Annotated in this window: 24 protein-coding genes and 1 pseudogene; 4 read left to right on the top strand and 21 right to left on the bottom strand. The window is 50.4% G+C overall.

Features of this window, described 5'->3' with window-relative positions:
- Positions 1 to 14: 14 nt before the first annotated feature.
- From nikC to DWX26_RS05365, 3 genes are read right to left on the bottom strand one after another with little or no spacing between them, the layout of a single operon-like run.
- Positions 15 to 821, bottom strand: coding sequence for a nickel transporter permease (gene nikC, locus DWX26_RS05375; RefSeq protein WP_117761943.1), 807 nt, complete (start codon positions 819 to 821; stop codon positions 15 to 17).
- Positions 818 to 1,759, bottom strand: a complete 942-nt coding sequence (locus DWX26_RS05370; protein WP_118601006.1) for an ABC transporter permease — start codon at positions 1,757 to 1,759, stop codon at positions 818 to 820. Before DWX26_RS05370 ends, nikC begins: the two co-directional genes overlap by 4 nt.
- Positions 1,760 to 1,769: 10 nt before the next feature.
- Entirely contained in the window at positions 1,770 to 3,431 is a 1,662-nt protein-coding gene (locus DWX26_RS05365) for a class I SAM-dependent methyltransferase (RefSeq protein WP_117761975.1), read from the bottom strand.
- A 144-nt stretch (positions 3,432 to 3,575) separates the two neighbouring features.
- On the opposite strand from DWX26_RS05365, the pseudogene DWX26_RS17845 reads away from it, so the two are divergent.
- Positions 3,576 to 3,731: pseudogene (locus DWX26_RS17845) on the top strand (electron transfer flavoprotein subunit beta); the annotation flags it as partial.
- A gap of 120 nt (positions 3,732 to 3,851) precedes the next feature.
- On the opposite strand, the gene DWX26_RS05355 reads toward DWX26_RS17845, so the two are convergent.
- The 4 genes from DWX26_RS05355 to DWX26_RS05340 all read right to left on the bottom strand — a co-directional run bounded on the left by DWX26_RS05355 (position 3,852) and on the right by DWX26_RS05340 (position 8,674).
- Positions 3,852 to 5,126, bottom strand: coding sequence for a transglutaminase domain-containing protein (locus DWX26_RS05355; protein ID WP_118601005.1), 1,275 nt, complete (start codon positions 5,124 to 5,126; stop codon positions 3,852 to 3,854).
- Positions 5,023 to 5,814 carry an N-acetylmuramoyl-L-alanine amidase gene (locus tag DWX26_RS05350; RefSeq protein WP_330410121.1) on the bottom strand — a complete coding sequence of 264 codons (792 nt, stop codon included), beginning with the start codon at positions 5,812 to 5,814 and terminating at the stop codon, positions 5,023 to 5,025. The genes DWX26_RS05355 and DWX26_RS05350 overlap by 104 nt, the downstream gene beginning before the upstream one ends.
- An 82-nt stretch (positions 5,815 to 5,896) precedes the next feature.
- Positions 5,897 to 6,913 (bottom strand): hypothetical protein, encoded by a 1,017-nt coding sequence (locus tag DWX26_RS05345; protein ID WP_118601004.1) that lies wholly within the window; start codon positions 6,911 to 6,913, stop codon positions 5,897 to 5,899.
- A 60-nt stretch (positions 6,914 to 6,973) separates the two neighbouring features.
- A complete protein-coding gene (locus DWX26_RS05340; RefSeq protein WP_158554994.1) occupies positions 6,974 to 8,674 on the bottom strand; it encodes a glycosyl hydrolase family 18 protein in 1,701 nt (566 codons plus the stop codon).
- Positions 8,675 to 9,369: 695 nt separating this feature from the next.
- Between DWX26_RS05340 and DWX26_RS05335 the strand changes: the two genes are divergently transcribed.
- On the top strand, positions 9,370 to 10,119 hold the full coding sequence (locus DWX26_RS05335) for an adaptor protein MecA (RefSeq protein WP_022461617.1): 750 nt from the start codon (positions 9,370 to 9,372) through the stop codon (positions 10,117 to 10,119).
- A gap of 68 nt (positions 10,120 to 10,187) precedes the next feature.
- Here the strand turns inward: DWX26_RS05335 and DWX26_RS05330 are convergent, their stop codons facing one another.
- A complete protein-coding gene (locus DWX26_RS05330; protein ID WP_022461616.1) occupies positions 10,188 to 10,358 on the bottom strand; it encodes a DUF362 domain-containing protein in 171 nt (56 codons plus the stop codon).
- A 206-nt stretch (positions 10,359 to 10,564) separates the two neighbouring features.
- On the opposite strand from DWX26_RS05330, the gene DWX26_RS05325 reads away from it, so the two are divergent.
- Positions 10,565 to 10,768 (top strand): DUF1858 domain-containing protein, encoded by a 204-nt coding sequence (locus DWX26_RS05325; protein WP_022461615.1) that lies wholly within the window; start codon positions 10,565 to 10,567, stop codon positions 10,766 to 10,768.
- Between the two features lie 63 nt (positions 10,769 to 10,831).
- Here DWX26_RS05325 and DWX26_RS05320 read toward each other — a convergent pair whose 3' ends face one another.
- The 10 genes from DWX26_RS05320 to srtB form a co-directional block, all read right to left on the bottom strand.
- The gene (locus tag DWX26_RS05320) at positions 10,832 to 11,428 is read right to left on the bottom strand and encodes a MerR family transcriptional regulator (RefSeq protein WP_118601003.1); all 597 of its coding nucleotides are present in this window, start codon (positions 11,426 to 11,428) and stop codon (positions 10,832 to 10,834) included.
- 299 nt (positions 11,429 to 11,727) lie between these two features.
- The gene (dnaB, locus tag DWX26_RS05315; RefSeq protein WP_022461614.1) at positions 11,728 to 13,062 is read right to left on the bottom strand and encodes a replicative DNA helicase; all 1,335 of its coding nucleotides are present in this window, start codon (positions 13,060 to 13,062) and stop codon (positions 11,728 to 11,730) included.
- A 4-nt stretch (positions 13,063 to 13,066) separates the two neighbouring features.
- A complete protein-coding gene (gene rplI, locus DWX26_RS05310; RefSeq protein ID WP_022461613.1) occupies positions 13,067 to 13,513 on the bottom strand; it encodes a 50S ribosomal protein L9 in 447 nt (148 codons plus the stop codon).
- A gap of 1 nt (position 13,514) precedes the next feature.
- Positions 13,515 to 15,560, bottom strand: a complete 2,046-nt coding sequence (locus DWX26_RS05305) for a DHH family phosphoesterase (RefSeq protein WP_117802327.1) — start codon at positions 15,558 to 15,560, stop codon at positions 13,515 to 13,517.
- 189 nt (positions 15,561 to 15,749) lie between these two features.
- The gene (gene rpsR, locus DWX26_RS05300; protein WP_022461611.1) at positions 15,750 to 15,998 is read right to left on the bottom strand and encodes a 30S ribosomal protein S18; all 249 of its coding nucleotides are present in this window, start codon (positions 15,996 to 15,998) and stop codon (positions 15,750 to 15,752) included.
- A 20-nt stretch (positions 15,999 to 16,018) separates the two neighbouring features.
- Entirely contained in the window at positions 16,019 to 16,480 is a 462-nt protein-coding gene (locus DWX26_RS05295; protein WP_055220137.1) for a single-stranded DNA-binding protein, read from the bottom strand.
- A gap of 11 nt (positions 16,481 to 16,491) precedes the next feature.
- Positions 16,492 to 16,779 carry a 30S ribosomal protein S6 gene (gene rpsF / locus DWX26_RS05290; RefSeq protein WP_022461610.1) on the bottom strand — a complete coding sequence of 96 codons (288 nt, stop codon included), beginning with the start codon at positions 16,777 to 16,779 and terminating at the stop codon, positions 16,492 to 16,494.
- A gap of 147 nt (positions 16,780 to 16,926) precedes the next feature.
- On the bottom strand, positions 16,927 to 17,118 hold the full coding sequence (locus DWX26_RS05285) for a DUF951 domain-containing protein (RefSeq protein WP_022461609.1): 192 nt from the start codon (positions 17,116 to 17,118) through the stop codon (positions 16,927 to 16,929).
- 32 nt (positions 17,119 to 17,150) lie between these two features.
- Positions 17,151 to 17,885, bottom strand: coding sequence for an NAD-dependent protein deacylase (locus DWX26_RS05280; protein WP_118601002.1), 735 nt, complete (start codon positions 17,883 to 17,885; stop codon positions 17,151 to 17,153).
- Positions 17,886 to 17,911: 26 nt separating this feature from the next.
- Complete coding sequence (gene srtB, locus DWX26_RS05275; protein ID WP_118601001.1) at positions 17,912 to 18,763, bottom strand: class B sortase; 852 nt, start codon at positions 18,761 to 18,763, stop codon at positions 17,912 to 17,914.
- 205 nt (positions 18,764 to 18,968) lie between these two features.
- Between srtB and DWX26_RS05270 the strand changes: the two genes are divergently transcribed.
- Positions 18,969 to 20,033 carry a PTS transporter subunit IIC gene (locus DWX26_RS05270; RefSeq protein ID WP_117509767.1) on the top strand — a complete coding sequence of 355 codons (1,065 nt, stop codon included), beginning with the start codon at positions 18,969 to 18,971 and terminating at the stop codon, positions 20,031 to 20,033.
- A gap of 87 nt (positions 20,034 to 20,120) precedes the next feature.
- Here DWX26_RS05270 and DWX26_RS05265 read toward each other — a convergent pair whose 3' ends face one another.
- From DWX26_RS05265 to DWX26_RS05255, 3 genes are all read right to left on the bottom strand, one after another.
- Complete coding sequence (locus tag DWX26_RS05265) at positions 20,121 to 22,004, bottom strand: serine hydrolase domain-containing protein (RefSeq protein WP_158580588.1); 1,884 nt, start codon at positions 22,002 to 22,004, stop codon at positions 20,121 to 20,123.
- Between the two features lie 177 nt (positions 22,005 to 22,181).
- Complete coding sequence (locus DWX26_RS05260; RefSeq protein WP_118600999.1) at positions 22,182 to 23,804, bottom strand: extracellular solute-binding protein; 1,623 nt, start codon at positions 23,802 to 23,804, stop codon at positions 22,182 to 22,184.
- Positions 23,805 to 23,825: 21 nt separating this feature from the next.
- Positions 23,826 to 24,725, bottom strand: coding sequence for a carbohydrate ABC transporter permease (locus DWX26_RS05255; protein ID WP_022461726.1), 900 nt, complete (start codon positions 24,723 to 24,725; stop codon positions 23,826 to 23,828).
- Positions 24,726 to 24,735: the final 10 nt, after the last annotated feature.

Raw genomic sequence — 24,735 nt, 5'->3', positions numbered from 1 at the left:
TTTTCGTTTGCCCCTTATCCCTGATCCACCGTTTTCCGTACCGCCTCACCAAGCAGATTGCAGACAAGAACGGTCAGAAAAATCGCCAGTCCCGGCGCCAGAATGACCCAGGGCGCGGTCTGCAGCATACTTCTTCCGTTGCTCATCATCGCTCCCCACTCCGCCGACGGCGCTTCCGCACCAAGGCCGAGGAAGGACAGACCCGCGATTTCCAGCATCATCGTTCCGATATCAAGCACCGCTGTGACAATCGTCTGCCCCGCAAGATTCGGCAGAATATGGCGTCTGATCATCTTCCATGTTCCGTTTCCTGTAAGGCGCGCCGCCGCGATGAACGGCATGTGTTTCAATGCCAGCACACGGTTCCGTGCAAGCCGTGCATATTTCGGCCAGGAAACAAGGATCAGCGACACAACGGCTCCCGTCATGCCGCTCTGCAGAACGCCGGAAAATGCGATTGCAAATACCATACCCGGAAAGGCCAGAAAAATATCGGAGATCTGCATCAGAACCGTATCCGTTTTACCTTCCAGCCAGCCGCTGAAAATTCCGGCGAGTGTTCCGATCAGAGCGCTTGCCGCAACGACAAGAAGTGCTGAAAAAATGCTGACCCGCGCGCCGGAGAGAATCCTTGAAAACAGATCTCTTCCATAGCGGTCCGTCCCCATCCAGTGCGCCGCGGACGGCGGAAGAAGGGACAGTTCCAGATTCTGCTCATACGGATCGTACGGTGCCAGATGGGCCGCACACGCGGCAAACAGCAGCAGCGCACCGGCGAGGATGCCATAAAAAAGGATCTTTCTTTTCTGTTCTTTTTTCATCGCATTCCCTCCAGCTTCGCCCGCGGATCCAGTGCACCCATCATCAGATCAGCAATGAGATGCAGCAGCAGATAGATCGCCGCCATCCACACCAGATACGCCTGGATCACGGGAATATCGTGCATGGAAACGGCATCCACGGCCATTTTTCCGACACCATTCCACATGAAAATCGTCTCAACGATGGCGGTTCCTCCAAGCAGCGAACCGGCGGATAAGAATAGCAGCGTGACCATCCGAAGCAGCACGGATTTTAATACATTTCCGAACAGAATCCGGTTTTCACTTAACCCACGTGCCCGTGCACCCGCCACGTACTCCTGCCCCAGCTCTGCAAGCACGGCAGAACGCACCTGACGGGTGTATTTTGCCGTCATCGAAACCGCAAGCGTCGCCGCCGGAAGCACACAGCTTTTCCATCCCTTTCCCATACTGAGAACCGGAAAAAGATTCCATTTCAGCGAAAAGAAATACAAGAGAAGAAGTGCAGTGAAAAACCCCGGAAACGAATTACCTGCAAAGCAGAACAGGCTGATACTGCGGTCCGCCCACGTATTCTGATATTTTGCACTTAAGATACCGAGCGGAAACGAAAGACAGACCGTCATGGCAAGCGCCAGCGCCGCAAGTGCAATCGTTGCGGGCAGTTTTTCGCAGAAGCTTACAAGCACCGGTTTGCCGGAAACGTACGACTCCCCGAAGTCACCGCGCAGGGCGTTTTTCAGCCATTGCAGGTACTGGACAGCTTTCGGCTCATTCAGTCCCAGCTCCTCCCGCATCGCTTCTTTTTCCGCCTCCGACATCACGCCGCCGCTGCTGCTCTCTTTTAAATCCACCGCATCGACCGAGGAAAGTCCCGTCAGCAGAAAAGCGAGAATCGTCACGCCGAGGAATACCGGAATCAGGCGAAGCAGTCGTTTTAACAGATATTTTTTCACAAATACTCCTTTACTGCTTCACGGCACAAATCGAAAACATCGGTGCCGGGTTATAGAACTCGTCTTTTTCCAGATAAATGCGTTTTCCAAGGCTCGTATCAATGCGGATTTCTCCCGCTGTGTTTTCGCACAGCACCGCCACATCGTACGCCGGCCGGTTTTTGCGGCTGATCGGGAGCTGTGATTTGATCCGTTCGCACTCTTCGAGCATCTCGTTTCCAACCTTGAAATGGGCATGCGCCTCCGGAAGTCCCTTCGTATCGGCAACGTCTTCTTTTCCGTAATTGGCATCGAAGTTCAGCAGCACACCGCCCGTTTTCAGCACACGCATCCACTCGCCGTAAGCATGCTCCGCATTCGGCAGCGTCCACGTCAGGTTTCGGGAAATGACAACATCGAACGTTTCATCCGCAAACATCGGATTTTCCGCGTCCATGACCTGGAAGCAGCAGTCGGCATTCTCTTCTTCGGCGAGCTGGATCGCATTCTCAATCATCTCTGGTGTCAGGTCGATGCCGAAGACCTCGTGGCCCTCTTTTGCCAGCAGGATCGAGAAAAATCCGGCTCCGCAGCCCACATCAAGGATCTTTAACCGTCTTCCCGCCGGGATCTGTTTTTCAATCTCTTTCATCCAGCGCTTCGCAATCGGGTTTGCAAGTTCGGAGCGTCTCTGCTCTAAAAAGTTCTCGCTCCGCTTCTCCCAGTAATGGACAATCTGCTCTTTGCGGTCGTCGTACTCCGGCTCGCGCACAATTCTTCCGTAAGCAACGACAGGGCCCCCTTCTGTTACCATATCGCCCGGTTTTGCCGCCGGATACCAGAGGCCGTCTTCGGAAACCCCCTGATATTTTTCGCCGCGGCGGACGGTCACATCACCAAGCTGGAAGGGCTGCTCTGCGCTTTTTTCCGCGCGCACCAGAAACATCGGTGTCGATGCATAGTTCAGTCTCTCTTCCTCGCTCCAGACGCGCTTCCAGATTTCGGAATCGGTCTGGATGGAACAGACGCCGAGGGATTCGAGCACCTTCGTATCCCACGCCGGCCGTTCCATCGCAGAGAGCGGCACCTGGCGCGCAATATTTTCCATGCGGTCAATGTCCGTGCACAGATAATGATCGTCGAGCTGCTGCTCTTCCACTTTCTTCCGGTCTGCCTCGTACGCTTCTTTTTTCTCCTCGTCATAGAGATAACCGTACCAGTTCGCATCAAAATTGAGCAACACGCCGCCCGGTTTCAGGACACGCATCCACTCTTGGTATGCCTGCTCCGGCTTTTCCAGATTCCAGGTCAGATTTCTGGAAATGACAACATCAAAGGTCTCATCCGCAAACTCCAGATTCTGTGCATCCATCCGCTGCAGCGTCACGCGCTCCAGACCGTATTTCGTATATTTTCCCAGATTCTCTTTCGCCTTTTCCAGCATCTCCTCCGTGTAGTCAACAGCCGCCACCGTATAACCTGCCTCCGACAAAATCATCGGGAAGAATCCCGGGCCGGTTCCGATATCGAGAATCTTCATCTCTTCTTTCTTTTTCTCTGGAAACTGCTCCTCTAATACATGCAGCCACGCTTCTCTCTGGCTTCCCGCCAGTTCTTTTTCATTGACCTCAGAATACCCCTCCGCACGGGTTCCCCAGTAGGAGGCAATTTCCTGTAATAATTCCTGTTCCATATCTTCCGCTTCTTTCTTCTTTTTCTTAACTTTCCCGGCGCGGTCGTTCTCCAACCGCTCAAATATCCCTTTACTCTACCAAAAATCGGCCTTTTTCACAAGCCCCCACGGGGGATATTCTTAACGCCGGCGCAGGGTATTCAGGTGATCGGCGGCGCGGATCTGATTATCTGCGGACGTCAGACAACCGACGGCGATACCGCGCAGGTCGGCCCTTTGATTGCGAAACATCTGACGATCCCGCATGCCGCCTGGGTCGCAGAGGTTACCGATGTCACGGATCATTCCATCACCGTCCGTCAGGATCTTGTGAGTGTTTCCCAGGTTTCCGAACTCCCTTATTCGTGCCTGATTACCATCGAGTTTCTCGAGCGCGAGCTGATCGACATTTTGTTTCCGGATATTTTTAAAGGAGAACCGTCATTCACTCGGTTCTCCTTTATATTGCCAGAATACCATCAGCTTTCTTGTCGCCGTATCCTCGCTGTATGTATATTTTACGGACCCGAGTCCGTAATAGCTGCAAAGATAGCCGGAAGCCTTATCGAGAAGCTCCGGTCGGGCTTCCATGACCTGTGCCATCAAATCATCGGTGGCAAATTTAAATTCGGAATACTCTTTTGTCTCTTCAATATCCGTCTCCATTTCCCACAGAATCTGCGTCGCATCAAATGTATCCATGTACCGGCCGATCTGGCGGTAATATTCGAGGTCATCTGCATTGCACGCCGGGAGCGTCAGATTCGCATCCGCCTGATGCGTGTCCGAAAATTCCGCATCGGAAACGCAGAGAAAATCGTAGTAGATCAGGTCGTCCGGCAGATTGTACTCGCCGCTCTCGCCCTCTGCGAATACCGGATCGCCCCAGGTTACATCGACGTTGTAATAATTGTCTCCGCACTTTACGATATTCCAGCCGTGCGCCTCGCCGGTGTCTGTCGTTCCCGTCACATAAATGACCGGGATGTCCAGGCGGTTCATCAGATACTGGAACGTTCTGGCATAGCCTGCGCAGACCGTCTGTCCGTTCACAAGTCCGCTGTAGAGTGTCTGATTCTCCGGCGCATCTTTCACATAATCAATCTGCCGGATACATTTTTCAAAGACAGCCTTGATCTTCCCATAGTCATCCATCGAACGGTCGATATCACTTAAGAAATCGTTTCCCGACCCTTTGATCTGGGTCTGGCGTCCTGTGATCTCCTCCGCAGGAATCGTGTATTCCGGAACTACCTCGCAGTAGTTCTTCGGCTCGCCGTATCCCGTGACATGTGATGCTCCGTTGATCCAGCAGTACTCCGGGTAATCCATATAGACCCATCCGTAAACCTCCGCCGTCACATCGGGATCGCCGCCTTTTGTGATGATGGTTTCCTGGTGTTCCGCGATTCCCTGCACCAGTTCGCGGTAAATCATCTGTCTGTTTTCATCGAGCTGGCTGTAATAATACCGCTTCGCCAGCTCCTCCTCATCTGTATTTTCCGCCTGAAACTGTGTTGCGCCATTCTCTGACAGACCATTGTTTTCGTCTGCCGTCTGTGAAGCAGTGCTGCTGTCCGCTCCGCTTCCGTTCTGCGCGGGATCGCTCTCATCAAATTCTCCGAATACCAGATAAGCCGCCAGCAGGACAAGCATAAGCGGAAGCAGCGCCCGCAGCGGTCTCTTCCGTCTTCGTCTGTGTCTTCTCTTTGCCATTCTTCTTTTCTCCCAGATACGTTAAAACGCCGTCACACAGTGCATCCGCCACCTTTTTCTGGTACTCCTTTGTGTTCAGGAGCGCTTCCTCCTCCGGATTTGAGAGGAATCCGCACTCGCAGATCACCAGCACTGCGTCTGTCTTCTTCAGCATGTAATACGTTTTGTTTCCCTTGGCTTTCCTGTGATTCGCCGGATCGAGCCCCGCGACCAGTGCAGCCTGCATGCAGAGCGCCAGTTTTTCGCCTTCTTTTGAATCCGTATAATAAAACACCTGCGCCCCTTTGACCGCCGCATCCGGGTAGCTGTTCTGGTGAATGCTGATCACACAGTCCGGCTTTTTTTTATGAATCAGCTGCACGCGCCGCTGCAGATCCTGCACTTTCGCATTCACGGCTCCCGGATCGGAGAGATCATCCTCCCCTTCCCGCGTCATCACCACAAGGATTCCCTGCTTTTCCAGCTTCTTTTTCAGCAGACGGGCAATCGCAAGGTTGATGTCCTTTTCTTTGACACCGTTTGCCCCGATTTTGCCGGGATCGTCGCCGCCGTGGCCGCTGTCCAGCACCACTACTTTTGTGGCTGCCTTCTGTGCTGCCACCAGCCGTGCGCCCTCGCGGGACAGAACATACGCCGCCGAAAGCAGAATCACCGCCATCAGCCATTCCAGTTTTTTCCCTTTTTCCAAATGAAAAGCCCCCTGCTGCAAATTTCCTTTCTTGGTCATTTTATGCAGCAGCGGGGCAGGTTACAACTCTTATTGCTTCCGGTTACTCTTCCTCATCTTCTTCATCATGCGCGCGATTCGGGATTTCATCCTCTTCTTCGTCGTTGTCATCATCGAGATAATCCGGCTCATTTTCGAAATCGATGACTGCGGAATTTTCGACGATTTCGTCTTCTTCCTCTGCTTCTTCTGCGGTATCTTCACTGCCTGGCTCTGCGGCTGTTTCTTTTGCCTCTCCGGGAAAGATACTTTTTACCGGATCTTTCATGAAGGTTTCCACTTCCGACGCAGAACGTTTCATCTCCTCACGCATTTTTTCGATGCCGGCAAAAGCCTCCTCAAAAATTCTGCGGTTCTTCTCGAGTACACTTGTCATGGTTTCCATCTCGGCGTAAATCTTCTGGTATCTGGTGTTGGCTTTCTGCAGTTCCGCGTCCATATGGCTCTGGATTTCTTCTGCTTCGGCCTGCAGTTTTTCTTCATAAACAGCAGCCAGTTCCTCGCCCTTCTGACGTGCGCTCTCTACCATGTATTCGCACTGTTCCTTCGTCTCGCGGCGCTGCTTTGCACAGGATTCCTTTGTCTCCTCCCTCTGTTTCCGGCAGGACTCGTTTGTCTCCTCTTTCTTTTTGCAGCACGCCTCATCCGTTTCCTCCGTTTTCTCGCGGCAGGACTCGTCCGTTTCTTCGTTTTTCCGGCGGCAGGCTTCCTCGGTCTCTTCTTTTAGCTTTCTGCAGCTCTCCTCTGTTTCCTGTGTCAGTTTTTTCGCTTTCACCTGTGCCTCAAACACAAGGCCGCTGATGCTGTCATAATTGTCGATATAGCTCTGGTATTTCTCATGAATATTTTTTTCGAGCTCCTCGATTTTATCCTCACGCTCGCGGATCTTGCGGTTCAGCTTCTCGATTTCCTGCTCGTTTTCCTCGATCTTCGCTTCCAGTTTCTTCTGAGCGGCATACGCCTGATCTTTCAGGTTCTGCACTTTCGTCATGACATCGTCCTTATCGAAACCGCCCATCAGCGTTGTTTTAAATAATTCTTCGTGATTGTTTTCTGACATGTATACTCCTCCTTCGTGCCCGGGCTTTTATCATTCCCCTTATCCTTCCCGGACTCCTCGTCAACTGTTTGTTTCAATATATTCTGAAATCAGACTCCAGACGTCTGCGCACTCGAATCCGAGCTTCCACTCTGCCACTCCGGCGAGATCAGCGCTTTGGATCACTTTCAGTTTTTCCTCCATGGACTGCTCATCCTCCATCCAGATCGTGTATCTGGCATCGGAAGTTTCTACCGTTGCCACATTCTGGCCAAGGGATGCATCCCAGGTTTCTGTCATCTGATTCTCTTTGGCATAGTTTTTGGCGCCATCCATGCCCAGCACCTCGCTGGTAATGGCGCTCTGTCCGAACTTTTCCGTCCAGACACGGGTATAAAACGGGATTCCGCAGATCACCTGATCGGCAGGCATCACCCGCGTCATCTCCTCCACGGCCTGCTGTACGAACGGGAGGGATGAAACAGAGCCTGCCTCCTCGCTTCCCGCGAAATGCTCGTCATAGGCCATGACAATCATATAGTCCACAAATCTTGCCTGCTCGCCGCGCTGATAATACATCGTGTAAGCCTGCGGTACCGGCGTATCGACCGACACCACAAGATTCTGTGCATGCGCTGCGCTCGTCAGTTCCCGCAGAAACTGCAGGTAATGCGGGATTCCGGCCTCTTTCAGATTCTCGAAATCCACGTTGATGCCGTCCATGCCGCACGATGCTGCCTCGGCGAGCAGCTGCTCAATGATTCTGCTGCGCACGGATGCGTAGGCAAGATCGGTTGTTTCGTCAAATGCTTCATTAAAGTTATCAATCAATCCCCAGACTTCCCGTCCCGCGTCATGCGCCAGTTTCACGTAATCGGCGCTCGCAAGGCTGGAAATCGTACCGGTTTCGTCTGTCACGGAAAACCAGGTCGGTGAAATCACGTTCACGCCGGTCATTTCTGCTGTCATCTCTGCCATCGCGTCGTTCGACTCGGTCGATGTGCTCTGATGCCAGACCAGATTGATTTTGTGATCCCGTGTAATTCTTTCATAGGAATCTTTCTTTGCCGTCCGCGCTTCGATGGCCTCCGGCTCGGAGATATCCTCTGTCTGGATGTATCCGGTATAGCCGTCCGCCGTCATGACTTTGCACCAGTTGTCCAGATTTTCCAGATACAGCAGGGTGTCACCCTTCTGTACATCCGCAAGAATCAGACTCTTGATGCCGCCTTTCTGGCGCACCTGCGCGGTGTCTGACTGTACCGTCGCCTGCTCCACGCCGTCCCATTCATTCCGGATTACAACACGGTTGGGATCGCTGTAATATGCATAGTCGAGATCTGTGTATTCTTTTACGACATCCAGCGAAATGTAAACCGTTCCGTCGCTCTCCTGCTGTACGGCAGGCTGTCCGCCCGGTGTTTTGGCAACGGCCGCATCGCCCGGAAGCAGTGTCTGCACGCCGCCGCTCGTTGTAAGCAGGATTCCTTTTGTTTCTTCATCCCAGTAGAAGCAGCTGTTCAGCTGGGATTCTACATATGTGTACGCCGCATACGGCTCTCCTCCGATAAGGACGGCCTGCTCTTCCAGAAGTTCTCCGTTCTGGATCAGCGCAACGCTGTTTTCGTCTGTCAGGTTAAAATATTCGTTCCCGGCCATGTATTCGGTTCCGGGTTTATATCGGTTTATCAAAAATGAAACAATGCCTGCTGCACCGACTAGCACGATCAGAATCAGTACGACCAGTACCGGCGCTGCTTTTTTCTTCTGTTGCTCCTTCATGTGTTCTTTTCCCCTTTTCTTCGCTCTGAAGATCTCCCCACTTGCGCCCATTATAACAAAAAAAATACCCAATAGCAACCGTTATGCGCAAGGGAACCGCATGCGAGTCAGAAAGTATCGTTACAGTTCACTGGTTCCCAGCGAACTGTAACATTCGCAGCCCTCATTTAAAGTTTTGCTTCGCAAAAGGAGGGCTGCTCACACCTGAATCATGTTCTTACGCAGCGAAACAGCAGGTGTTTCACTGCTGATTGAACAGTAACGAACGTATCGTTGCTTTTTGCTATTGGGTATTTTTCAGAAAATCTGTTTAAAAAGTTTTGTCGATTGTTTGTTTCATGGCTTATTTGCAGTTGTGACGTACAAAAAAGAAAGCCCCATCGATCCGTATGAAATACTTTTGTTTTTAGTTTCAATGATCATGTTTCGCGGGGACGCCTTCTTATCCGATCCGTTTTTTCTGTGCCTGCTTCCGGCCGGAGTATGCACCCTCCGGGCAGAAGCAAAGGTTTCCCCAACTCCTATTATACTTCAAACCGGGGGAATTACAAATAAAGTTTGTCCCTTCATTTCTGAAAAAATTATGCGAAATGTAAAAAAAATCTTAAGTTCTTTACTTCTTTCCGTGATGTGTTATACTATATCGTAAGCAGCCCTATTTATATAAGTAAAGAGTAATTAAGGACGTGAGAGTTATGAAAATAGAAAAAATCAATGATAACAAGATCCGCTGCACACTGACCAGCGCCGATCTTGCCGAAAGAAATTTAAAGCTCAGCGAACTGGCTTACGGCACGGAAAAGGCCCGCAGCCTGTTTCAGGATATGATGCTTGAAGCCAACCAGCAGTTCGGCTTCAATGTGGATAATGCCCCGCTCATGGTCGAGGCTGTTCCGGTGGCTCCGGACAGCATTGTCCTCATTATCACCAGAGTCGAGGACCCACAGGAGCTCGACACCCGCTTCGCCAAATTTGCTCCATCCGGCGACGATACGGACGGACCGGAACCGGTACAGTATTCCGGCGCGGACGACATCATTGACCTGTTCCACAAGCTCTGCGATGTGAAGAACAAGGCACAGGAAATCGCAAAGAAAGCGGCACAGAAGGAAAACGAAAAAGAGCCTGCAGCATCCGAGGAAAAGAATGTGGATCTGGTACGCACCTTCCACTTCTCAACCCTCGACGATGTCATCAGCTCCGCAAAAGCGCTGAACCAGTATTTTACCGGCAGCAATTCCCTCTATAAGAACACGGCAGATGCCAACTATCAGCTCGTTCTGCACCAGTCCGGCTGCAAACCGGAGGAATTCAACAAGGTCTGCAACATTCTTTCCGAGTACGGCAGACAGGAATCCTTCTCCCTGGCCGCTGAAGCATTTCTGCTGGAACATGGAAATGCAATGGTAAAAGAGAATGCTCTGCAGGAGCTGGCTTCTCTGTAAGTTTTGAAACGTATGTATAAAAAAAGGAAGTCCGCGAAGGACTTCCTTTTTTGTACGTTCCGTACAAATTACTCTTCTGTGATAGCCTCGGTTGGACATACGCTTGCGCATGTTCCGCACTCAACGCATACATCCGGGTTGATTTCGTAATGGGAATCTCCCTCAGCGATAGCCTCTACTGGACATTCTCCAGCGCAGGTTCCGCAGCTTACACATTCGTCTGTGATTACATATGCCATGATCTTATCCTCCTTGTAGATTTTTTGGCCCTTTCGGTACTATCCACATTGTAAACGATTGCCCCCTGAAATACAAGTACAAAATTATAAACATTCTATAATCTTATGAATTTGTTCTTGCATTCCCCCCGGGGGTACGCTATAATCAAAATAGCCGTCAAAATCGGAACGACGGGTATATACACATTTAAAGGAGGAACTTTAAGATGGCAAAGATCTCGAAAGACATGACAATCGGCGAGTTAATCGCAATGGATACAAATATCATCGGAATCCTGATGGGAGCCGGCATGCACTGCATCGGCTGCCCTTCTGCACAGGGTGAGTCCCTGGAAGAAGCAGCTATGGTTCACGGCCTGGACGCTCAGGTTCTGGAAGACCAGATCAACGATTATCTGGCTGCAAAATAAGTCGGATTTCCGCGTGGATCCAAAAAGAACGCCTCTCGCAGGCGTTCTTTTTTTCTGTCCGATTTACCCATTGTTCCGATGGTCCCGTTTTGCTTTCGTCCGTTTTCCTTTCTGCTCCAGCGTCGCCGCTGCTTCTCTCCGGCTCTGCTGGTGGCGGCGGATCGCCTCATCCACACGGCGGCTCCGCTCTTCCTGGCGCCGCTTCTGTATCGTCTGATCGAGCAGACGGCCGAGCACGCGGTAAAACTCCGTCTGACGCTCCTCCTCTTCCTGCCGCATCACAGTGTCCGCCAGCTGTTCTGCTTCCCGCTCGGGCAGAAGATCGACAACCACCTCCGGCACTTCGTCCGCTTTTCCCGGTATTGCCGGATCCGGCTTCTCCTTTGCCGTCTCTGCCGCTTCCGCCGGAAACGCTTTGATCTCCGCCGTTGCCTGCACCAGCTTCGGCATCAGCTCGCGGATCGCTTTCAGGTGAAGCCCCTTTTTCTTCAGTTCCCGGATTCCCAGAAAAATCTGAATGTCCTGCGCAGTATAGCAGCGGTGTCCCAGCGAATTGCGGTGGATTTCCATGCCGAGCTCGTCCTCCCAGTACCGGAGCACATGCGCTTTCTCCCCGGTCAGCTTCTCCGCCTCCGTGACCAGATACGTTCTATTTTCCATACGGCAGCCACTCCCTTCTTCCCTTTATTATAGGATCTGTTATCCCCTGCCGCAAGAAAATCTCATCGTAATATTCCGACAATTTCATACAATTATACACAAAGAACGTGCCGCAGGACTATCCCACGACACGTTCTGACACCATACTATTCAGAGCCCCATCTCGATTCCGCTACGCTACATCTCGATGTGGCTTCTCGCCATATGAAATTGAGGGGAAAAGTGCTCATTCATGCAAGCATGAGTCGCACTTTTCCCCTCAATTTCGCATGGCTCTGAATAGTTACAAATATTTTCTTTTATCTCTCTGCATTCGCAAATTTCGTATAATCCGGCAGCCAGACCAGATTGACGGTTCCGATCGGGCCGTTTCGCTGTTTGGCGATGATGATTTCCGCGATTCCCTTATTCTCGGAATCCTTATTATAGTAATCATCTCGATAGATAAACATAACAACGTCGGCATCCTGCTCGATCGCTCCCGACTCACGCAGGTCGGAAAGCATCGGACGGTGGTCGGTACGCTGCTCAACAGCCCGGGAAAGCTGGGACAGTGCAACAACCGGCACATTCAGCTCTCTCGCGAGTGCTTTTAAGGAACGGCTGATATCCGAAATCTCCTGCTGACGCGATTCCGAGGAGCTCTTTCCGCTTCCCGACATCAGCTGCAGGTAGTCAATGATGATGATATCAAGACCGTGCTCCAGCTTGTATTTGCGGCATTTCGACCGCATCTCTCCGATCGAGATACCAGGTGTATCGTCGATCATCAGTCGGGATTCACCGATCATGCCGGCGCTCTCGATCAGCTTGCTCCATTCGTCGTCTTTCAGGTTTCCGGTTCTCAGATGCTGGGAATCTACTTTCGACTCCATCGAGAGCAGACGGTTCATCAGCTGCTCCCGCGACATCTCGAGACTGAAAATCGCAACGGCTTTGTCTTTCTTAAACGCCATATACTGCGCAATATTGAGGACAAACGCCGTTTTACCCATAGACGGACGTGCCGCAATCAGGATAAAGTCAGAGTTCTGCAGACCCGATGTCTTGTAGTCCAGATCCGTGAATCCGGTCGGAATACCCGTGACATTTCCCTTCGTCTTCGATGCACGCTCGATGTTCTCCAGCGTATTGATGACAACCTGGCGGATCGGCATGAAGTCTCCGGAATTCCGCTGGCCCAATAACTGGAACATCTTCTTTTCCGTCTCCTCCATGATGACTTCCACCGGCTCTTTGTTCAGATAGCAGTCATTCTCAATCTCTTCTGTCAGCTTAATGAGACGGCGCAGCACCGCTTTCTCGCTGACGATGTTCGCATAATGGCGCACATTCGCCGAAGTCGGCACCGCATTTAAAAGATCGCGGACAAACTCCATCGAACTGATCTCCGGCGGAACATCCTTTTCACGCAGGCGGTTCTGCAGGGTGACCAGATCGACCGGTTTTCCCTCATTGAACAGCTCCACCATGGCATCAAAAATGACGCCGTACTGGTGCTGGTAAAAATCGTCGCTCGTCAGGATTTCCGATGCCGCCATGATGGCTTCGCGCCCCATCAGCATGGAACCGATGACCGACTGCTCCGCCTCGATGCTGTGCGGAAGGATTCGTTTAATCAGTGCTTCTTCCATAGAATTATGCTTCTTTTACGATAACTTTCAGCTTTGCAGTTACTTTGGTATGCAGGCGGATCGGCACTTCTGTCGTTCCAAGAACCTTGATCGGGTTCGGAAGCTGCATTTTCTTTTTGTCGATGTCGTATCCGAGCTGCTCTTTTGCTGCCTCAGCGATCTCTTTTGCCGATACGCTTCCGAATACTTTTCCGCCCTCGCCGACTTTGATTGCTACGGTAACCTGTTTGTCCTCAATCTCTTTCGCGAAAGCCTGTGCCTCAGCGAGCTGCTCTGCTGCCACTTTGTCCTCGTGTGCTTTCTGGAGTTTCAGCTCATTCAGGTTTTTTGCGGTTGCCTCGATGCCGAGTTTTTTGGGCAGAAGCATGTTTCTTGCATATCCGTCACTTACGTTTACAGTCTGTCCTTTTTTACCAAGTGCTTTTACGTCTTCCAGTAAGATAACTTTCATATCAGATTTCTCCTCCATCCTGCATTTCTGTTAAGGTTGATTTTAGGAGGCTGCGCGCCCCCTCCAGATCGACGGTCTCAAGCTGGCATCCTGCCATATTCAGATGACCGCCGCCGCCCATCCGCTCCATGATGATCTGTACATTGACCTCATCAATCGCGCGGGCGCTGATATAGATCACGCCTTTATACTCGGTCAGTACAAAGGACGCCTTGACACCGACAATGTTCAGCAGCTCGTTCGCCGCTTGTGCTCCGACCACCGTCGGGCTGTCCACATAGTCGCTCGGGCATTCGGAAATCGCGAACTGGCCGCGGAACAGCTCCGCATTGCGGATCGTCTCTCCTCTTGCCTTGTAATCGTTCATATCCTCACGGAACAGCTTGCGCACACGCGTCACATCCGCACCGCAGCGGCGCAGGAAAGCTGCCGCCTCGAACGTGCGGACACCTGTTTTCTGCATAAAGTTGTCGGTATCGATCATGATGCCGGCATAGATGCTGTCCGCCTCCACGTTCCGGATGCGGATTCCCTCGGTAAAATACTGGAGAATCTCGGCAACCATCTCGCTCGCGGATGATGCATACGGCTCAATATAGGAAAGCACCGAGTTGCGGATCGTATCGCTTCCCTGCCGGTGATGATCCAGCACGACGATCATTTTCGCCATGTACAGCAGATCCTCACACTGTGTGATGCTCGGCTTGTTCGTATCGACCACAACGAGCAGCGTGTTGTCGTCCATGATCTCTTTCGCCTCATGATTATTGACAAACATGTCCGCCTCATAATCCTGGTTGTCGCGGAACGTATTCATCAGCGGAATAATCGAGCTGGTCGGGTTGTCGATGACGATGTACGCTTTTTTATTCAGCGTTTTCGCCGCACGGTAGATACCGATGGCCGCACCGAACGAATCGGCATCCGGCAGGCGGTGTCCCATGACAACGACCTTCTCTTTCGTGTTCATAAACTCTTTCAGCGCGTGCGCCTTGACGCGGGCTTTGACTCTCGTATTCTTTTCCACAGCCTGCGTTTTTCCGCCGAAATACTGAATCTTCGAACCGTCCTTTAAAACGACCTGATCGCCGCCCCGGCCAAGAGCCAGGTCGATCGCGATTTTCGCATACTCGGAGTTTTTCGCAAACGATCCAGCATCTGCTCCGATACCCATACTGATTGTGACCGCCATCTCGTTTCCGATGTTGATGGTCTTGACGTCCTCGAGGATATCGAACTTTTTCTCTTTCAGTTCATTTAACGAACTCCGGCGCATGACCACGATGTATTTGTCGTTCTCATACCGCTTCACCAGTCCATCGAGATCGTTGAAATATTTGTTGATCTTTCGCTCGACCAGTGCGGTCAGAAGGGAACGGCGGACCTCCTCGACGCTCTCCAGCGCCTCGTCGTAGTTGTCCAGATACAGAAGACCGGTGACCATCGTTTCGTCCTCGAATTTCCGCATATACTCGCGGAGCTCCGTCTCATCGAACAGATACAGTGCCTGAATAAAATAGCCTTTGATATCTGTGTTGATCATCTCCGAATTCTGGATCAGCTCGTCGATGCAGACGCTTTTTACATGGGCACGGAAATTCTTTTCGCCGTAAGCCACGTTGATGTCGGTCTCCTCCTCATTTTTCGGCAGCCGCTCGACCGTCAGCTCCGGAAAAATGGTGGCGATACATTTATGATACTGTGTATCCTTCCCTGTGATTTTTGTAAACTCTTTGTTGACCCAGAGAAGTTTTCCCTGCGAATCCATAACGGCATAGGGCAGCGCCAGTTCCTGGATCAGATGCTTCTGAACCTGGCCGTATTCGGTCGCAAAGGTAATCAGCTCGTTGATCACCTGCGGACGCTGTCTGTAATAGAGAACTGCGGCTGCGATCACATAGACTGCAAAAAACAGCGTGAACCACATTCCTGCCATCACATCCACAAAATACATGCCGATATTCATCACAAGCATCAGGATGGACAAAATCAGCGGCCATCGAAGATAGCTCCGCAATTGGCCGCTCAACTTCATTTTGCTTTTCATTTCCTAACACCTTTCCAACGTTGCGTGTTGTATTTCGCTCCTGTCCTTCCGATTATACCACTTTGACCTGTACTTTGGCAACAAGATACTTCTGGATACAAAAAAGGTACCCGCCCTTTTCGGGCAGATACCTCCATTTATTTACCGATTCAAAATGAACGTTCGGACAGTGCTTAGCGCAAGTCAGAATCAATCATCTACGTACGGCATAATAGCCATATGTCTTGCTCTCTTAACGGCTACTGTTACTGCTCTCTGATGTTTTGCGCAGGTTCCAGTTACACGTCTCGGCAGGATTTTACCACGCTCGGATACATATTTTTTCAGTTTAGCTGCATCCTTGTAGCTGATCTCTTCTCCACCACAGAAAACACAAACTTTTCTTCTTCTGCGGGCCGGTCTTCTGGAAGCTGGTCTTTCACTATTATTATAAGCCATGATCAATCTCTCCTTTTCTATCAATTAAATGGCAATTCTTCGTCAATGCCATCGGGAATATTCATAAAACCATCGGCACTGCCCAGGTCAGATGTATTCGCGGACGGAGCCGGATTGTTATGCTGCGGTGCGGAGTATCCTCCGTTGTTTCCGCCTGCATTTTTGCTCTCTGCAAACTCCTGCTCTTCTACAACTACGTCTGTCGTGTAGACCTTCTGGCCTTCACGGTTGGTGTAGCTTCCGGTCTGAATGCGGCCGGTGATGGCGATCTTCGTTCCCTGACGCAGGTATTTCTCTGCAAATTCTGCCTGGCGGCCGAAAGCAACGCATCCGATAAAGTCTGCGGTTGCGGAATCGCCGTCTCTGCGGAATCTGCGGTCAACAGCCAGTGTATAACGGGCTACCGCTGTGGAGTTCTCTCCAGCAGAGTATCTGACGTCGGGATCTCTGGTCAATCTTCCCATCAATATAACTTTATTCATTCGCTTACCTCTTAAGCTTCCTTTTTAACGACTAAGTATCTCAGTACGTTATCCATAATACGCATATGGCTCTCGATCTCTGCCGGAGCTGTTGCGTCTGCTTCAAACTGAATAAAGTAGTAATATGCTTCACGCATATGCTGAATTTCGTATGCAAGGCGTTTTTTGCCCCACTCTTCTACTTCGCCAACTGTTCCGCCGTAACGGGTTACATAACCTTTGGCTTTCTCAACTACAGCTGCGCGTTCCTCTTCTTCAAGTTTTGCATTCACAACCAGTGCTAATTCGTACTTGTTCATGCTTTACCTCCTTTTGGACTTTTTGGCACCCCATTTTCATTATGGGGAGCAAGGAATTATTTTTATACGTCACAATTTGTTATTTTAACATAAAAAAGGGCTTATAGCAAGCCCTTTTTCGCGTGTTTTCTTGTTTTTTTCACGATATTACGCATCTTTTTTTCGTAATCCGCGGGTGTTTTTCTCGACCAGCTTGCGTGCTACCATGATCTGGTGGCCGCAGCCGGTGCATTTGAGACGGAAATCTGCGCCGACACGCAGGATTTCCCACTCGCTGCTGCCGCACGGATGCGGCTTTTTCAGTTTTACAATATCGCCTACTTCGTAATGTTCTGCCATGTTTCTTCCGCCTTATATTTTCTAATTAAAATCTATCTTACTTTGATGCTGCCGAGCACCTGCCCGATCGGCTGCTGGATCAGAAGATCCGCGTTTTTATCCATCGGCGTTGCGCCCTTGTTGATGAGAACCAGCGCATCGCCCTCAAAATACTGGAGAAGGCCTGCCGCCGGATAAACCGCAAGTGACGTTCCGCCGACAATCAGAAGATCTGCCGCCGCAATCGAGCGGATCGCACCGTCGAGCACTTTCTCATTCAGACTCTCCTCGTAGAGTACGACATCCGGTTTGATCATGCCTCCGCATTTTTCACATCTTGGAACGCCGCTGCTCCTTCTCACCAGCTCTGTATCGCAGAATGCCCCGCATTTCATACAGTAATTGCGGTGTATGCTTCCGTGCAGTTCATACACTACTTTACTTCCCGCCGCCTGATGCAGTCCGTCAATGTTCTGCGTCACAACCGCTTTTAATTTTCCCGCCGCTTCCAGCTCTGCAAGTTTCTTATGCGCCGCGTTCGGTTTCGCGCCGACCGGAAGCATTTTGTCGCGGTAAAAGGCATAAAACTTTTCCGGGTACCGCAGGAAATAGCTGTGGCTTAAAATTGTCTCCGGCGGAACGTCATACTTCTGATGATAAAGGCCATCCACGCTCCGGAAATCCGGAATCCCGCTCTCCGTGGACACGCCCGCGCCGCCGAAGAATACGATATTTTCATGCGTATCAATCAATCTCTGCAGTTCTTCGATTTTTCTTTCCTCTTCCATCTGTCATTCCTCCTCCTGACCAATCATTACCGGTTCCGCCGCACGCCCAGAACGACGAACCGTCCAGTCGTATCGCTCGCCGCACAGGTGGACAGCACAATAATATGGCTGTTTTCATCCATCTCCGGCTGCTCCACCGGGATCTCTGACCGCGCCGCCATGGTATTCAGATACTGTACAAACGCTTCACCCCCGCCGGAATACAGCGTGTAGACATCACTGTCTGCCTCCGTATAAAAGGCAGAAAAAATCTGGTACACATCGTTTGATTCCGGCGTCAGCATCCAGAAATAGACGCTGTCCCTATATTTTTCCTGCTCCTTCATCTGTTTCAATTTTCCGAACATGGAGAGATTCTTCATATTATGACCGTAAACGATTGTGTTTCCATCACTGAAATCATCCTGATTCTGGTAATCGAGGAAAATGGAACCCGCAAAGTTGCTCGTTCCCTCGTACGTCGTATGAAGATACGCATCGTTGTCCGGCCCCTGTACGACCGGGTAACTGATGTCGAGAGCTTCGATATAAAGCCATCCCTTCACATCCGGGTTAATCGCTTTTAAGGATTCAAAATCAACGGCAAGCGGCGGTTCTGTCGGATACGACAGTGGTTCCGGCTCCGGTTCGGAAGGCTCCGCCGGTTCGGATTCCGCCTGCGGCTCCTCTGTTTTCTTTGGTGCCGGTGTCTCCGGTGTTTTTGTAATTTCCGTCGTATACTGCTGCAGATCCCGGTATTCATCCGTACCGGTCTTGTAATCCAGGTAAATGCCGATCAGCTTATACCCGGAAAAGCAGAAAACAGCAAGTGCCGCTAAAAATACCAGAGTCCAAAGCGGATTGCCGCGTTTTTTCTGTTTCTTTTTCTGTTTTCCCATGCGTCTCCTTTATCACTTTTTTACTGTCTGCGCTGTTTTCTGGAAGCGCTCTGAATTTGTCTCAATTATAAGCGTGCCCCTTTCTTTTGTCAACTTATGCCCCGGAAAAGGATTGCACCCGCCTCCATCTTATGATAGACTAAAAGTCGACTGACAAGTCACTTGTGAATACAGTAACACACCACATACATGAGGAGGAATCCATATGCGAACAATCAAAAAAGTCGCCTCGCACATCTTCATTGATGGCTTCGGCGGCATGACGCAGGGTCTTTTTGCAACCTTGATTATTGGTACGATGATTCAGCAGATCGGTCTTCTGATCGGCGGTTCGACTGGAAATGTGATCTATCTGCTTGGAAAAGCTGCCGCAGCCCTGACAAGTGCCGGTATCGGTGTCGGCGTGGCAGTGAAATATGGGGAAAGCCCGCTTGTCACGGTTTCTGCAGCCGTCGCCGCCATGGTCGGCGGTTATGCCGGCAAGATCACCGGCGGCACATTCTTTGTGGACGGAAATGCCGTTCTGGCAGGACCTGGCGAACCGCTCGGCGCTTTCATCGCAGCTTTCGCAGGCATCACCTGCGGCCATCTGGTTTCCGGCAAGACCAAGGTTGATATCATCGTGACACCGGTCATCACCATCGGAGCCGGTTCCGTTGTCGGACTGCTCGTCGGACCGCCGATCTCCCAGATGATGACAGGCCTTGGAAGCATCATCAACTGGGCAACGGAACAGCGGCCGTTCATCATGGGCATCGTTGTTTCGGTCGTCATGGGTATGGTTCTGACACTGCCGATCAGCTCCGCTGCACTCGGCATCATTCTGAATCTTTCCGGTCTTGCCGCCGGTGCCGCAACGATCGGCTGCTGCTGCAACATGGTCGGATTCGCGGTTGCAAGTTATCGGGAAAACAAATTCGGCGGCCTTGTCGCACAGGGTCTTGGAACCTCGATGCTCCAGGTGCCGAACATCATGCGTCATCCACTGATCTGGCTGCCCGTCATCTTCTCGAGTGCGATTTTAGGACCCGTCTCCACAATCCTCGCCAATATGCAGAATAATGCAACGGGAAGCGGCATGGGTTCCGCAGGTCTTGTCGGACAGATCACAACGTATCAGACGATGATCGCTTACGATGATCCGAAGCTCGTTATCATCAAAATTATTCTGCTCCACTTCGTGCTTCCGGCTGTGATCACCTTGTTCTTCTCAGAGGTATTCCGCAAGGCAAACCTGATCAAATCCGGCGATATGGCTTTGAATCTGTAATCTGTATTTTTAAAAGGGAATGGAACTGCGCATCCGGCAGCTCCATTCCCTTTTTTATCCACATTTCTCTTCTGATTTTTTCTGTTTTTACACCGTTTCTTCTGCGTTTTCCGCATTTTCCACTGCCGCGGCCGATTCAGCTTCCGCTGCCGCTTCTTCTGTCCCCGTTTCTTCCCCCGGCCGCACACGATGTGCCTCTACCATTGGCTCAATGGTCTGTGCCATCAGCAGATGGATCATGTCAAGGCTCCGCTCGCGGAACCGCGACGGCAGAAGCGGTGCGATCGCCACATCCGTCACGAGGGATTCAAGGCCCTCGATAATCAGATCCTTGCCCGGCGTCTCATTCCACTCCAGTCTGATCCGCTCGAAATCACGCTGGAAAATGATTTTGACCCTCCGTCTTGCGGCCTCTTCCAGAAATGCAAACTCAAGCTTCAGCACCAGTTCGCCGTCTTCATTCTCCGCAAACTGTCCCGTCGTTCCGAGCAGATACGATTCCTCGTTTTCCACCCATTCTACAACTTTGGACCCCGTAAGACCGATCTCAATGCGCTGTGTTTTTTCTCCCTCGGTCAGCTCGACAAAGAAACGGCCTTTTTCATAGAAGAAACCAATGCGGCGGATGCCGTCGGAAAAGTTGTTGTGGAAGACCTGCAGCGTCAGCGGAAACATGCCGACATGCGTGTCCTCCATTTTATATTCTTTTCCGTGCAGAAGCTGCGCCATGTCGATCTGACGCGGTGTTCCGCTGTTCCGCGGCCCCGGTGTTCTCCGCTTCCAGCCGCCGCGCAGGATTCTTCCCGGTGTCTCTTTCGCGCCCTCCAGATCACGGCAGGTCTGCACCAGCTTCTGATATGCCATCGGGCTTTCCGCCTCGCCGGATTTCAGCTCTGCACCAAATTCCGCGCCGAAATACTTCCGCACAATGTCGAGCATCTCACACGTCTGGAACAGCTCGTTGCTGCCCGCATTCGTCACAATCACCACGCCGGTATCCGGATAACCGAGCACGTTCTGCCCCAGCATGCCATTGAACGCAAAGCTGCCCGGCCGCTCCTCCATCCAGACCTGGTAACCATAGCCATATTTTCCCATCTTTTCCGGCGGTGTCGCATGAACGGAGGTGGACGCTGCGACCCATTCCGCCGGGACGATCTGTTTTCCTTCGAATTTTCCGCCGTTCACGTACATCACCCCGAGCTTGGCCGCGTCCTCCGGGCACAGGAAGAGGCCCCAGCCGCCTTTCGTAATCCCTGCCGGGCAGCTCTCCCAGAAAACTTTCCGGATGCCGAGAGGCTCAAACAGACGCGGCCGCAGGTAATCTACCATTTTCATGCCGGTGCGCTCCTGTATGATTGCAGACAGCAGATACGTGTTCATACTGTTGTACTCAAACGCTTCGCCCGGTGTTCCCTTGACCGGCGCATTTAAGAAGCTGTCCACCCAGTCGTTGCCGGAAACAACGCCCATCTCGTTGAACTGTACGCCGCTCTTCATCGTCAGAAGATGCTTCACGGTCAGATTCGGGCGCAGGATCTTCTGCAGCAGACCGTTTCGTTTTTCAAAAATATCATAGACGTTCTCGTCCAGGGAAAGTTTTCCTTCACTGATCAGAAAACCAGCCGCCATGCCAGTGATGCTCTTACACATAGAATACGTCGCATGCCAGATGCCGCTGCGGTATGGGGCGAAATTGCATTCGCAGATGACATGTCCATTCCGCAGGACCAGCAGATGATGCATGTCCGTATGGCGCGCAGCGGCGAGCTCACGAAGCATCTGCGTCAGCTTTTCCGAGGAGATTCCCTCACTCTCCGGCGTCACACGCGGAAAATATGTCTCCGGAGATGCAAAATCCCCGAACGCTTCCTTCTGCGGCGCAAAGTCCGTCTTTCCCATATGTCCTGTCGTCCCACTCATAAATCCCCAGATCATTTCCATTGCGGTTAACTGTTCTTTCGCTACCATGTACGATGCCTCCTGTCTCATGCGGTTGGATTTCCCTGTTTTTCCAGTTTTCCTCATTATATCCAGATTCCTTGAAAATCGCAATGCTTCTTCTGATAAAAAAGAACCGACATAGAAATCTGTATTTCAATTTCTGCCGGTTCTTTTCCGTGTGTGATTTTTTTATTTTACTTTAGCTTACTCATTCCAGAGTTTCATACGCTCCTGATAATTCTGTGTGATAACTTTTTCTACATCTTCCAGTCCTGCGTCATTCATTTCGGAAATCATCTTGTCGTACTCTTCCATTGCCGCATCGTGGCTGTCTGCATTCACAATCTTCGGATATTCCTGATCGTAGATATCCTGGATTTTCTGCCATTTCAAGCCATCCGGAGTGCTTCCTGCCGGGGTAAGGCCTGCAAATTCTGCGGTATCCCATCTGTCGTTCTCACCAAAGTGATTCATAGCCACCTGCCGGGTCTCTTTTACTTTATACTGTGATACATCGTATGGAGTTCCGTCTGTACCATTTCCGTTCTTTACAAACCAGGTCCATTTGCGGACGCCGGTATCCAATTTTGTTTTGTCAAAATCCGTCTGGAATCCTTCAATCAGATCATCGTTCGGAACGTGTTTTCCATCTTCCATATTCCAGTTGGTTCCCTCAATACCCCACATCAGAAGATACTGTCCTTCTTCGCTTGCAAGGTAGTTGATCATCTTCATGGCTGCTTCCGGATTTTTACAATTCTTGGTGATCGCGATTGCATCCCAGCCAAGTGTACTTCTTCCGGAGTAAGTAGTTTCATCTGTACTGATTCCGTTTCCAAGGATTTTATAGGAATAGAATTTTGCATCTTCTCCTACAGAAGAAGCAAGTGCTGTATTTGCTGCATCGGTATCCCAGTAGGAAGCAAAGGTACTGAATACGTTGCCTGCAGACAGTTTCTGCGTCCACTGATTTTTCTTGTTGACAACCCACTCTTTGTCCAGAAGGCCTTCGGTATACAGTTCATTGGCAAAGGACATCATCTCTTTGAAGTTTGGTGCTTTGGCAACATGTTCCAGATTGTCCCCATCCTGATAATATGTTTTCAGACCATACATTCCTTTTAATGTTCCATCGTAGTTTTTGGATTCTGCATCAAAGGTAATGGCAATACTCTCTTTTCCGTCAATGGTCGGATGAAGTTCTTTGAATTTCTTACAAATGTCAATATACTCTTCCTGTGTAAATGGCTCATCGCTGTCTGCGCGGTCTTTTCCAACGATTTCGCACAGATAATCATAGCGCATCAGAACACCGGCTACCGGATCCGGATCTTCTCCGTACCAGTTATTCAGATAGTAATTTTTTCCATCGGTATAACGACTCTTGTTTAAGGTTTCCCCGTACATCTCTTTTACATCCGGGCCGTACTCATCGATCAGATCATTCAACGGAAGCAGTGCGCCTGCCTCAATGTAACGGTTTACAATATCATTTCCACGATCCATCAGGACGATATCCGGGTAATTCTGACCGGTCAGCATCAGGTTCAATTTTTCCAGCGGATCTCCGGTTGGATTTTCTACCTGAATTTTGACACCTGTTTTTTCCTCAATTGCTTTTGCAACTGGATCATCAAAGGTATTGCTTCCGGAGTTTTTGTCAAAGATAGAAATCGTAACTCCGTCTGTTGATACCTCGCCCGATGCAGATGATGCACTGCCGGATGCAGTACTTGATGATGTACTGCCATTTGATCCGCATCCTGCAAGCATTCCCGCTGCCATCAGGACACTCATCGCCATTGCGATACTTTTTTTGAACTTCATTTTCTTTTCCTCCTTCTATCATCAGCTCTTTACAGATCCGAGCATGATTCCTTTAACAAAATATTTCTGAATAAACGGATAAACCATGATAATCGGAATGGTCGCAATCATCGTAGCAGCCATTCGAATGCTGTCCGGTGTAATGGTCTGTGACGCCTGATTTGCCGCCTGGTTCGCTGATGAAGTCTGATACTGATTCAGAATTTCAACCAAAATGGACTGCATTGTTTTTAAAGACTGTGCATTCGTAAACAAATATGCATCGAACCAAGAATTCCAATGTGTAATTGCAACAAACAGTGCAATGGTCATAATAATCGGCTTGGACAATGGAATTACCATTTTAAAGAAAACTGTCAGATCATTTGCTCCGTCAATTTTCGCCGATTCAAAAATCTCTGCCGGCATTCCCTCTATATAATTCTTTACCAGAATCATATTATAAACACTTACCAGGTTCGGGAAAATAAATACAATGAAATTATTCAGCATTCCAAGGCTCTTTAATACCATATAATACGGAACCATTCCGCCGCCAAAATACATGGTGAAGATAAAGAACAGGTTCAGCTGTTTCCGGAACAGCAGCTCTTTTCTGGAAAGCACATAGGCAAGTGCTGTCGTGACAAGGACCGCCAGCGGTGTACCAATTGCAGTACGAAGTACAGTGATCAGAATGCCATGCAAAAATGTGGCACGTCCCAGAATATCTTTATAACTTGCCAGACTCAGTTTTCTCGGCAGAAAGTAGAGCCCGCCGCGCAGTGCATCGGTTGCATCGTTAATGGATACCACAAAAATGTTCCAGAACGGATACACACAGATCACAGTAACTAACACCAGAAAAACCACTTTGAAAATATCAAGAAACCAGTCACTGGCACAACGTTTTCTTTTGATTTTAATTGCTTTTTCTCTCATTTTCCTTCCT

It is taken from the genome of Blautia sp. AF19-1, from assembly GCF_003479155.1.
GTDB lineage: Bacteria > Bacillota > Clostridia > Lachnospirales > Lachnospiraceae > Fusicatenibacter > Fusicatenibacter saccharivorans.
This window is presented reverse-complemented; position numbering and strand designations above follow the sequence as displayed.